This is a genomic window from Novosphingobium sp. CF614 (assembly GCF_900113255.1).
Lineage (GTDB): Bacteria > Pseudomonadota > Alphaproteobacteria > Sphingomonadales > Sphingomonadaceae > Novosphingobium.
Window position 1 is genome coordinate 131,840 of sequence record NZ_FOOR01000009.1, and the last position, 10,448, is coordinate 142,287.

General features: G+C 63.6%; 13 protein-coding genes and 1 tRNA gene. 10 read left to right on the plus strand and 4 right to left on the minus strand.

The genetic code is table 11. The features are described 5' to 3' along the window. Positions 1–61: 61 nt before the first annotated feature. Positions 62–1,213, plus strand: coding sequence for a glycosyltransferase family 4 protein (locus BM052_RS12210; protein WP_091147252.1), 1,152 nt, complete (start codon positions 62–64; stop codon positions 1,211–1,213). 9 nt (positions 1,214–1,222) lie between these two features. Here the strand turns inward: BM052_RS12210 and BM052_RS12215 are convergent, their stop codons facing one another. Next, positions 1,223–1,660, minus strand: a complete 438-nt coding sequence (locus BM052_RS12215) for a hypothetical protein (protein WP_091147208.1) — start codon at positions 1,658–1,660, stop codon at positions 1,223–1,225. 91 nt (positions 1,661–1,751) lie between these two features. Between BM052_RS12215 and BM052_RS12220 the strand changes: the two genes are divergently transcribed. The 7 genes from BM052_RS12220 to BM052_RS19485 all read left to right on the plus strand — a co-directional run bounded on the left by BM052_RS12220 (position 1,752) and on the right by BM052_RS19485 (position 7,423). Next, positions 1,752–3,086, plus strand: coding sequence for a replication-associated recombination protein A (locus BM052_RS12220; protein ID WP_091147210.1), 1,335 nt, complete (start codon positions 1,752–1,754; stop codon positions 3,084–3,086). A gap of 4 nt (positions 3,087–3,090) precedes the next feature. Then, on the plus strand, positions 3,091–3,441 hold the full coding sequence (locus BM052_RS12225; protein ID WP_091147211.1) for an MmcQ/YjbR family DNA-binding protein: 351 nt from the start codon (positions 3,091–3,093) through the stop codon (positions 3,439–3,441). Further along, complete coding sequence (locus tag BM052_RS12230) at positions 3,441–4,325, plus strand: hypothetical protein (RefSeq protein WP_091147215.1); 885 nt, start codon at positions 3,441–3,443, stop codon at positions 4,323–4,325. Before BM052_RS12225 ends, BM052_RS12230 begins: the two co-directional genes overlap by 1 nt. Positions 4,326–4,406: 81 nt before the next feature. Next, positions 4,407–6,143: a DUF885 domain-containing protein gene (locus BM052_RS12235; protein WP_091147217.1), complete on the plus strand. Its 1,737-nt coding sequence runs from the start codon at positions 4,407–4,409 to the stop codon at positions 6,141–6,143. Between the two features lie 68 nt (positions 6,144–6,211). Further along, a tRNA-Thr gene (locus BM052_RS12240) sits at positions 6,212–6,287 on the plus strand. Between the two features lie 85 nt (positions 6,288–6,372). Then, positions 6,373–6,906, plus strand: a complete 534-nt coding sequence (locus BM052_RS12245; protein WP_091147220.1) for a hypothetical protein — start codon at positions 6,373–6,375, stop codon at positions 6,904–6,906. Then, a complete protein-coding gene (locus BM052_RS19485; protein WP_143084820.1) occupies positions 6,869–7,423 on the plus strand; it encodes a hypothetical protein in 555 nt (184 codons plus the stop codon). The genes BM052_RS12245 and BM052_RS19485 overlap by 38 nt, the downstream gene beginning before the upstream one ends. 527 nt (positions 7,424–7,950) lie before the next feature. On the opposite strand, the gene BM052_RS12255 is transcribed toward BM052_RS19485, so the two are convergent. Genes BM052_RS12255 through BM052_RS12265 form a run of 3 tightly spaced genes read right to left on the minus strand, consistent with a single transcriptional unit; the run spans position 7,951 to position 8,914 of the window. Then, on the minus strand, positions 7,951–8,274 hold the full coding sequence (locus BM052_RS12255; RefSeq protein WP_091147224.1) for a helix-turn-helix domain-containing transcriptional regulator: 324 nt from the start codon (positions 8,272–8,274) through the stop codon (positions 7,951–7,953). 4 nt (positions 8,275–8,278) lie between these two features. Then, on the minus strand, positions 8,279–8,617 hold the full coding sequence (locus tag BM052_RS12260) for a type II toxin-antitoxin system RelE/ParE family toxin (protein ID WP_091147226.1): 339 nt from the start codon (positions 8,615–8,617) through the stop codon (positions 8,279–8,281). A 48-nt stretch (positions 8,618–8,665) separates the two neighbouring features. Beyond that, on the minus strand, positions 8,666–8,914 hold the full coding sequence (locus tag BM052_RS12265) for a hypothetical protein (protein ID WP_369821529.1): 249 nt from the start codon (positions 8,912–8,914) through the stop codon (positions 8,666–8,668). Between BM052_RS12265 and BM052_RS20430 the strand changes: the two genes are divergently transcribed. Both BM052_RS20430 and BM052_RS12275 read left to right on the plus strand, forming a co-directional pair. Then, positions 8,891–9,247 carry a hypothetical protein gene (locus BM052_RS20430; protein WP_369821530.1) on the plus strand — a complete coding sequence of 119 codons (357 nt, stop codon included), beginning with the start codon at positions 8,891–8,893 and terminating at the stop codon, positions 9,245–9,247. The two genes, BM052_RS12265 and BM052_RS20430, sit on opposite strands and share 24 nt — an antisense overlap. Before the next feature lie 167 nt (positions 9,248–9,414). After that, positions 9,415–9,954 (plus strand): hypothetical protein, encoded by a 540-nt coding sequence (locus tag BM052_RS12275; protein ID WP_091147228.1) that lies wholly within the window; start codon positions 9,415–9,417, stop codon positions 9,952–9,954. The last annotated feature ends 494 nt before the right edge of the window (positions 9,955–10,448 follow it).

Sequence of the window (10,448 nt, forward strand, 5' to 3'; positions counted from 1 at the left end):
GGCCAGGGGGATCGAAGCACCCTCGCCAAGCCGGGCGGGGGCAGCTATGGCGCTGCCCAATATGGACATTGCCGACCTGCGCATCGCCCTGTTTTCGGGCAATTACAATTACGTTCGCGACGGAGCCAACCAGGCGCTGAACCGGCTCGTCGGCTACCTGCTGAGCCAAGGCGCGCAAGTCCGCGTCTATGCCCCGGTGGTGACCAAGCCCGCCTTCAAGGCGACCGGCGACCTCGTCGGCGTGGCCGCGATGCCGATCCCGGGAAGGCGCGAATATCGCATCCCCCTCGCTCTGTGGGGCAAAGCGAGGCGAGACCTTGCCGCCTTCGCGCCCAACGTGGTCCACGTCTCTTCACCAGACCCGGTAGCCCACCAGACCGTCAGCTGGGCACGCGGCCGACGCCTGCCGGTGCTCGCCTCGGTACACACCCGCTTCGAGACCTACTTGCGCTACTACAACATGGCCTGGGGCGAGCCGGTGGTCGAGGCGATGCTGCGCCGCTTCTACCGCCGCTGCGACGCACTGGTCGCCCCGTCCGAGTCCATGGCCCAGCTGCTGCGCGAGCAGCGCATGAACTATGACGTCTCGATCTGGTCGCGCGGCGTCGACCGCGATGTCTTCAACCCAGACCGGCGCGACCTCTCGTGGCGCCGCGCCCACGGCATCGCCGACGACGACGTGGCGATCGGCTTCCTCGGCCGGCTGGTGATGGAAAAGGGCCTCGACGTCTTCTCCGACACCCTCGACGAGCTGCGTCGCCGGAACATGAAGCACAAGGTCCTCGTCATCGGCGAAGGACCCGCCCGCGAATGGTTCGAGAGCCGTCTGCCCAGCGCCGCCTTCGTCGGCTTCCAGCAAGGCGCGGACCTGGGCCGGGCGGTCGCCTGCATGGACGTGCTGTTCAACCCCTCGGTCACCGAGACGTTCGGCAACGTCACGCTGGAAGCCATGGCCTGCGCCCTGCCCGTCGTCGCCGCCGCCGCGACCGGCAGCCAAAGCCTGGTCGACGATCGCATCTCGGGCCGGCTCATTCCGCCGGGCGCGGTCCACCAGTTCGCCGAAGCGCTCAAGGCTTATATTGAGGACCCATCGCTGCGCCGCAGCCACGGCAGTGCCGGCGAAGCGCGGGCAGGCGAGTTCAGCTGGGACCGGATCAACCAGGCCGTTGCCGATACCTACCTGCGACTGATCCGCCAGAAGACGCGCGGCTGACCCGTCAGCTCAGCGCAGCACGCCGCGCGCGCGCATTCGCGCGGCGAACCACAGCAGCGCGATGGCGGCGGCCCAGATCACCAGCGTCAGGACCAGGTTGACCCCGGCGGTCATCGCCTCCGGCATGTCGGCCGTGACTTGATAGACCGTGCTCAGCGCCAGCCCGAGCAGCGAAGCGGCAAAGGCCGCCACCGCCCAGCGCGAACGCAGCAGCAGCAACACCGATCCGGTCAGCGCCCCCCAGACGCCCAGCGCCCACACCGCCGTCGCCCACATCGGGAAGCTGTCGATGAAATCGATGATTTCCGGCGGGAACTGCGCCAGATAAGCCGGATTGCGCGTTACCGTCATCGTGAAGTCCAGGCAACCGAAGGCATCCCACAACAGCGACAGGACCGCGACCACCCAGAAATACCACGGCGCCTTCTCTCGTATCGTCTCGATCATGGCTTCCCCCCTGACGCTATATCGGTTGGCGAAACTTACCGTGCGAAACCGGGCGATGCAATTGAACAAGACCTTCCCTAGATAAGCACCCATGGCCGACCTTTTCGCCGACAACCTGCCCCCCGCGCCGCCTCCCGACGAGCCGCGCGAAGACGCTCCGCTCGCCGACCGGCTACGGCCGCGCAGCCTTGCGGACGTGGTCGGGCAGGAGCACCTGACCGGGCCGGAGGGCGCAATCGGGCGCATGGTCGCGGCGGGGCGGCTGTCCTCGATGATCCTGTGGGGGCCGCCCGGCACCGGCAAGACCAGCATCGCGCGCCTGCTCGCCGATGCAGTGGGGATGCGCTTCGCCGCCGTCTCGGCGGTGTTCTCGGGCGTCGCCGACCTCAAGAAGGCCTTCGCGGAAGCCGAACTCGCCGCGAAGGCCGGCCCCGAACACGCAAGGCGCACGCTGCTGTTCGTGGACGAGATCCACCGCTTCAACCGCGCCCAGCAGGACGGCTTCCTGCCCTTCGTGGAGCGCGGCACCGTGACGCTGGTCGGCGCGACCACCGAGAATCCCAGCTTCGCGCTCAACGCCGCGCTGCTCAGCCGCGCGCAAGTGCTCATCCTGCACCGCCTCGATGCCGGGGCACTCGGCACGCTGCTTGCCAAGGCCGAGGCGCTGGAAGGCCCCCTGCCGCTCGATCCCGACGCGCGCGCGGCGCTGGTCGCCTCGGCCGACGGCGACGGGCGCTTCCTGCTCAACCAGGCCGAGACGCTCTATGCCGCGAAGATCGGCGAGGCGCTCGATCCCGCCGGCCTCGGCCGGTTCCTGCAGCGCCGCGTCGCCGTGTACGACAAGGACCGCGACGGGCACTACAACCTGATCTCGGCGCTGCACAAGTCGCTGCGCGGCTCCGATCCGCAAGCCGCGCTCTATTACCTGGCGCGGATGCTGACCGCTGGCGAGGAACCGCTCTACGTGCTCCGCCGCCTGGTGCGCTTCGCCAGCGAGGATATCGGCCTGGCCGATCCCCAGGCGCTGGTCCAATGCCTCGCCGCCAAGGACGCCTACGAGTTCCTCGGTTCCCCCGAGGGAGAACTGGCGATCGTGCAGGCCTGCCTCTACCTCGCCACCGCGCCCAAATCGAATGCGGCCTACGTGGCGCAGAAGGCATCCTTCAAGTCCGCACGCGAGACCGGTTCGCTGGCGCCGCCGCCCAACATCCTGAACGCGCCGACCAAGCTGATGAAGGACATCGGCTATGGCAAGGACTACGCCTATGACCATGACGCGCCCGAGGGTTTCTCCGGCGACAACTACTGGCCCGAAGGCATGGCGCCGCAGAAGTACTATCAACCAGTCGAACGCGGCTTCGAGCGCGAAGTCTTGAAGCGCATCGAGTGGTGGGACAGGAAGCGCGCCGAGCGGCGGGGGGAATGACGCCATGCCCACGTTCGACAATTGGGACGAGGTGATCGCCTTCGCTCTCTCGTTGCCCGGCACTTCGATGGCACCCCACTTCGGCACACCCTGCCCGAAGGTAAACAGCAAGGCCTTCGCAACCCCCTCGCGCGAATCTGATAGCTTCCACGTGCCGACGCCGCACCAGGAGAAGGAAATCCTGATCGAAACCGATCCCGACACCTTCTGGCAGACCGACCACTACCGGGGCTGGCCTGGCGTGCTCGTGCGCTTCGGCAGCGTGGATCCCGAACGGGTCGAACAGGTGATCCGCCGCGCGTGGTGGGACAAGGCATCGCGGAGCGAGCGCAAGGCTTATGGCCCGCGACCCTGATGCGCTTCTCATGCTTCATGGCCATCGACTGGTCCGGCGCGGTCGGCGCGCGGCAGAAGGGCATTGCCGTCGCGCTGTGCGGCCTCGACGGGAAGGCGCCTCGGCTTCAGCGGCCCGGCACCCATGCGCTGTGGTCGCGCGGTGAAGTGCTGGACCTGCTGCTCCACCGCCTGCCGGAAGACACGCTGGTCGGCCTCGATCTCGGCATGTCGCTTCCCTTCGCCGATGCCGGCGCGTTCTTTCCCGGCTGGGACGAGAGCCCCGCGGATGCCCGCGGCCTCTGGGCCATGGTCGACGCGATCTGCGGGCGGGATGCCGACCTTTCCGCCACAAGCTTCGTCGACCATGCCCGGGCCAGCGCCTATTTCCGCCGCCATGGCGGACGCGAGGGCATGCTGTTCCACCTGCCCGGAGCAGGGCATCGCCGGGGCCGCATGCGCGTGACCGAGCAGGCCCAGGCGCGCGCCGGGTGCAAGCCTTACTCGAACTTCAACCTCGTCGGCGCGGCCCAAGTGGGCAAATCGAGCCTGACCGGGATGCGGCTGCTGCACCGGCTGGACGGACGCCTGCCGGTCTGGCCGGTCGATCCGCTCCCCGCGACCGGTTCGGTGGTGGTGGAAATCTACACCACGCTCGCCGCCGTCGCCGCCGGCCGCAGCGCCGGGCGCGCCAAGATGGTCTCGCACGAAACGCTCGGCGCGGCCCTGGCCGCGCTCGGCTCGCCGCCGGTCCCCGGCACCGGCCCGATCGACGATCACAGCGCCGACGCCCTGCTCACCGCCGCCTGGCTGCGTACCGCCGCGTTCACCCCCGCCTTGTGGCAACCCGCTGAACTGACGGATGAACTCGCGCGCACGGAGGGCTGGACCTTCGGCGCGCCATAGCGCACAACCCGCCGCATCGAGGGCGCCTCCTCCCCCCGGACCCGGCGCCGCTCCACCATACGACAGGATGCGGACTATCCCATGAAACACAAACTGCTGGCAGGGTGCCTCGCACCCGCCCTCGCATTGGCGGCCTGCACGGCCTCCACGCCGCCACCGGAAACCGCGGGAGCGGCACCCGCTGCCGCTCCCGCTCCCGCTCCGGGCTGGAAAGCATTCGTGCAGACGACCGTCGACAAGTGGCTCGCTTCCGATCCCTCCTTCGCCGTCTATCAGGGCGCGCACCAGTTCGACGGCAAGCTGCCGGACTGGAGCGACGCCGGGCTCAAGGCCCGCGCCGCCTTCCTCCACGCCGTGATCGACGAAGCGCAAGGCTTCACCAACCTGAGCGATACCGACCGTTTCGAGCGCGACTATCTGGTGCAAGTCGCCAAGGGGCAGCTGTTCTGGCTCGAGGACGCCGATCAGCCGCACAAGAACCCCAGCTTCTACATCAACGGCGGCCTCGATCCCAACGTCTACGTCAGCCGCGACTATGCCGACAAGCCCACGCGCATGAAGGCGATGATCGCCTTCTTCAAGGCGGTGCCGGCCGCCGCGCTGCAGATCCGCTCCAACCTTCCGACCGCGATGCCGGCCAGCTTCATCAAGCTGGGCACCGCCGGTTTCGGCGGCTTCGCCGAATACTATCGCGGCGACGCCCGCACGGCCTTCGCCGACGTGCAGGATCCCGCGCTGCAAGCCGAGTTCAAGATCGCTTCGGAAGGCGCCGCGCAGTCGATGCAGGACCTTGCGGACTGGATCGCCAAAGCCACGCCGACGCAAGACTACGCACTCGGCGCCGAGCGCTTCTCGCGCATGCTCGCCGCCACCGAGGCGGTCGATGCACCGCTCGACGAACTCGATACGGTCGGCCGCGCCGACCTCAAGCGCAACCAGGACGCGCTCAAGGCGGCCTGCGCCCAGTACGCGCCGGGCAAGACCGTGCAGGGCTGCTTCGACAAGATGCGCGCGGACAAGCCCAAGGACGGCCCGGTCGCCGCGGCGCGCGCGCAGATCCCCGATCTCACCGTCTTCGTGCGCGAAAAGGATCTCGCCACCATCCCCGGCACCGAGCAGGCGCTGGTACGGGAAAGCCCGCCCTACAACCGGCAGAACTCCGCCTACATCGATCCGCCCGGGCCGTTCGAAAAGGGCATTCCCTCGATCTACTATATCTCGCCGCCCGATCCGGCATGGTCGAAGCAGATGCAGATGGATTATATCCCCGGCAAGAACGACCTGCTGTTCACCTCGGTTCACGAGGTGATGCCGGGGCACTTCCTGCAATTCCTCCATTCGAACCGCTCGCCCTCGTGGATCGGCCGGTTGTTCGTCGGCTATGCCTTCGCCGAAGGTTGGGCGCACTATACCGAGGAAATGATGTGGGAGGCCGGGCTTGGCGGCAACGATCCCGGTGTGCACGTGGGGCAGCTGTCGAACGCGCTGCTGCGCAACTGCCGCTATCTCTCGGCGATCGGCCTGCATGCGCGCGGGATGACGCAGGAGCAATCCAAGCGCATGTTCATGACCGAATGCTACCAGGACGAAGGCACCGCCGAGCAGCAGGCCGCGCGCGGCACATACGATCCGGCCTACCTCAACTACACGCTCGGCAAGCTGATGATCCGCAAGCTGCGCGAGGACTGGACGGCTTCGCGTGGCAGCCGCGCAGCATGGAAGCAGTTCCACGACCAGTTCCTAAGCTATGGCGGCCCGCCGATCCCGCTGGTGCGCCAGGCCATGATGCACGAGGACGTACCCCACGCGGTTTTCTGAATGAGCGCCAAATCCACTGGACCGGCGCCCCTACCTTCCGGTAAGGGCGCCAACTCGCCCATCGGCGCGCCGGCTTAGCTCAGTTGGTAGAGCACCTGATTTGTAATCAGGGGGCCACGGGTTCGAATCCTGTAGCCGGCACCATATCCTTACCTCCCCCCGATAAGTCGCATAAAAGCGTGAAGGGAGAGGCAGTTAGCGCGGTTCTAAAACCGCTTTCTCGAAGATATTGCAGACGTTCGGCAAAGGCCAGTTTGAGGACCAGCCGCTTGTGCTCAAAACTCCCGGAAACCCATATTTTATAGGGGTTTGCGAGGAACGTCATGGCGGTTCTAAATGCCGTCTCGAAATCCTTGGGATTTCGCCCGGATCGGGCAATTTTTTCCCTGAGTTCAGCCTTGCGGACTTCGAGTCCCTGGATGCGGATTTCGTAAGCCTTGATGAGGGTCTGGCTCTCCGCGTCCATCACCCGGTCAACGAGTTGGGCCACTTGAGACTCGATTTTGTGGACTTCAGCCTCCCACCCCTTCTTGCGGGTTGTGATGCCTTGGCTGCGCGTCTGCCAGAGCTTTTGGAATACCTCGTAGGCCAGCACGAACATATCGTGGGAAGGGCGCATGTCCTGCAGAATGGTTTCGAACTGCCCTTCGATCTTGTCGCGCGCCACCGCCTTGCCGTAGTCGGCGCATTCCTTGTTGGGGCAGTGGTAATAGGGATAGTGCTTGTTGCGGCCCTTGGTCGGGAGACGGCTGCTTGGCGATGAGTCCTGGCACTTCTTCAGCGACGTTTCCGCACATGTCTATCTTGCGCAAGGAGTCGATCGCCTAAGGCGCGCCCTCGAAGAGCTTGAAGAAGCGCAACCGGCTGGCGAGGTCAGAAACGATGATCGCGATCAACAGTTCACGCAGGCGCTCCGACGAATGGCCACGACGAATTTGGTCGAGGCATTCCTTTTTGAGCAGATTGGCCCAGGCCTGCAAGGAGACAATCCGCTGTTCGGTGATGATGCCAATGACCTGGTATCGTCGCTCGGTGAGAGCATACAGACATCCCACAACCGATCGTCTCTGATTCTCACCCACTACATTTACTATTGGCGAGCGAAGCACCTCCTTGCGAAAACTCCCGACGAACGCGACCTCACGCGCAAAGAGCTTCGGCTCCACCTGGCAAAGGTACGCTCGCACAAGTCACTTCCGCTGATTGATATGCTTGAGTTCGAGTTCATCGAGCGACAGTTGCACCTCGCTTCGCAACCAGAGGTACCTAGTCCAACCTGACTGGGATTTAATGATGATGAACATCTCAAAGCACCATTTACTGGTCGGCGGGTTTGCAATCATTTCGAGGGTTGCAGGATCTTTTTTTGCGCGCCGAAGCGGTTGTCGTGACTGCCTTAATTAATGGCGGCGATCGGTCGGTATCGAGAACGGGCCGAATGACCAGGATTGGGGGGCAGAAGCGGACTCAACAGCTCCACGGCCCATAGGAACGCCGAGCCATCCGATTCACCGCCCTGTCCGACAGCATGCGCGGGTGCGTCATAATCGAACGGAGGCTAGTTAAGTAAATGATAATGGATGACACCGGATTTTGATGGACAATTCAGCTTACCTCTCATATATACTTTTCAGTCTGTCGAATGCGATAAGAAAGCGTCTTTGGAACTCGAACCCTGTAAGGGGCATCATCAAAGGTACTTTTTAGGGTATATGACTTCCCGATGAAAAGAGATTGATTTTACTATCAGTTCCTTGCGAGAAGTTATCGAGTACTCTTCTGCACCCGAATACATTCCCGTCGGGCGTTATGCCGCCTCGACCGCGTGTGCTTCGAAGGCGACGCCCAATCGCTTGCGTACCGCACCGAAGATTGCGGCGAGATTGTCCATGCTCGGGTTGCCCTTCTCCGACAGCATCCGGTGCAGGCTCTTGCTCGGACGGTTGGTCTCGGTCGCCAGTTCCTCGAAGCCGACCGAGGCATTCACAAGATCGCGTAGGATCAACCGCGCCACGTGCGGCTCCCCATTGAGGAAGGCGGTAGCCGCCTCATCAAGCACGGCCTTGGCAAAGGCAGGATCGCGCGCAGCGCGTTCCTTCACCGTCTCCTTGAAATCGCGGGTCAGCACCATCTCGTCAACTCCTGCCTTTGCTCGCCGCCGCCTTGCGGGCCTTGTACTCGCTCAGCAACACACCTGCCCGATCGATATCGGACTGCTGCCGCTTCTTGGTTCCGCCCACGAGCAGGATGATGAGTTCATCTCCATCCCGGGCGAGATAGAGCCGGTAGCCCGGCCCCCAGTCGATACGATATTCGCCGAGCCCGCCACCGATCCATTTGACGTTCGACAGATTGCCCAGCTCCAGCCGTACGATGGCGGTCGCTACCTTGGCCGAAGCTTGGGAATCGAGATCGTCGAACCATGATCGGAACGGGCTTGAGCCGTCCTCGCGAATATACTCCTGAACGATCAAATCACGCTCTTTCTGGTAACATATACGTTACCAATTGTCCAGCGATGACTATCGGGCTGCACGGCGTTGAACCGGAAAGCGGAAATCCGGCTCGACCGGTGAGGGTAGTCGCCGCCGCGAGCGCAAGCCAACTTCCTTCACCGGCCGATCGACCAGAGCCACGGGCTCGGGCAGACCTTCGCTGAGCATATCGGCCCAGATTGCCGCGAGTTCCCGTCGGCGCGGCATATATGCTGCCCGGTTGTAGGCGCCCTCGACCTTATCCTTGGAGACATGGGCGAGCATCAGGTCGATCACCTTGCGATCATGCGGATCGCCGTGACGCTCCGCCCACTCATTCATGATCGTGGAGAAGGCCGCGCGAAATCCATGCGGCACGTGATGCCCGTGATAGCCGGCCCGGTTCAGCAGATACTGGTTACCCGCAATGCCCAGCCGCTCCCCCGCACCAACCTCATCCTGATTTCAGGTGGGGATGTGCCGAGCCGGGAAGCGACCCACTCGCTGATACTGTGGGACGCGGTGCCGGAGGACTACACTGCGGCGCACGATCTGCAGGTGGTCGAACTCATCCTCAAAGATGGCGATAAACTGATCGACGGCGTCTATGACGCCCTCTGGCCAATCTGATGCCGGTGCACGACCCCCAACGTCTCGAAATCGCGAACGGCGCCCGCATCGGGCTCGCGCTCGAAAACGAAATATCGGCCAACTAGGCACGCTCCTATGTCCGCTGCCTTCAGATCGGCTGGCAGGTCGATACGATCGGCTGGAGCAACGCAGACTCGGAAGCCCAGTTGGCGGATGCACGCAGCCTGTTGCAAGCCGCCGAGATCTTCGCCGAAATCGAAGGCCATGACGCTCCGCGCGCGATCGACTGCTATCGGCGTGCCGGGGAAATCCTCGAATGGCTGGCGCGCTCCGCTGACGCTATTAGGATCATCGCCCCGATCGAACTGCTGGCGGGCGCGGCGTTTCAGCTGGGCGGCTTGCCCGCCATGGCGTCGGGACTGCTGGGTCAACTCGATCTCGAAGAGGAGGGGGCTCGCCTATTCGCGGACTTTTCCCGCGCCGATTTCGACGCCGTGCTTGTCCATGCGATGGCGTTTTGGGAGCAGAATGGCGATTTGACTGACGCTGCGTCTTCGCGCCAAATCCTGGATCAGGACGAAGACGATCGGCTGGCCTGGTATTTCACGGTCGAACTGATCCGTGCACTCGGTCTCTACGCGGATTCGATTAGGCGGGGGGATGACGGCCGCCTCGCCAAAGCCGCCGCCAAGCTCAAGGCACTCGATCATGCAAATAGTTCCCCCCGAGTGACAAAGGAGGGGTAATCGAATTTACCGATTTCGCAACGAATTGCATTATGTTCGCTATATGTTCCAAAGAAATTTGTCAACGGGATTGCGCGCAGTCGTGCGTGCTGACTGCCGATGCGATTGGATATGGCGCTAGCCGCGCCGGATAAGGTGTCAAAGTAGGTCGTTAGTGCGCTCTCAAGACAACCGTGAACGGACGGCAGCTTTCGGGGAGCTCGATCGCTGCCTCAAATGTCCGATTTGTTGGCGGAGGCCGCCCCTCCTCCCCCATTCTTCGTCGAGGTAGAATACCAAATCCGATTCGCGAATCACGCCCGAAATCAGTTCGATTCCGGCATTCGGAATTGAACCCAGATTGAAATCTACTGATGGTTTGATTGATGGACAGGAAATCGGAAGGCTAGAAAAATCTCAAGTAAGTATCCCCCGGCAGAGCCGGGGGCTTTACGATGTGAGCCGCTCAAAGCGGCTGGTTCAGGTCGCTAACGCGGCCTGACGGTTTGGAACCG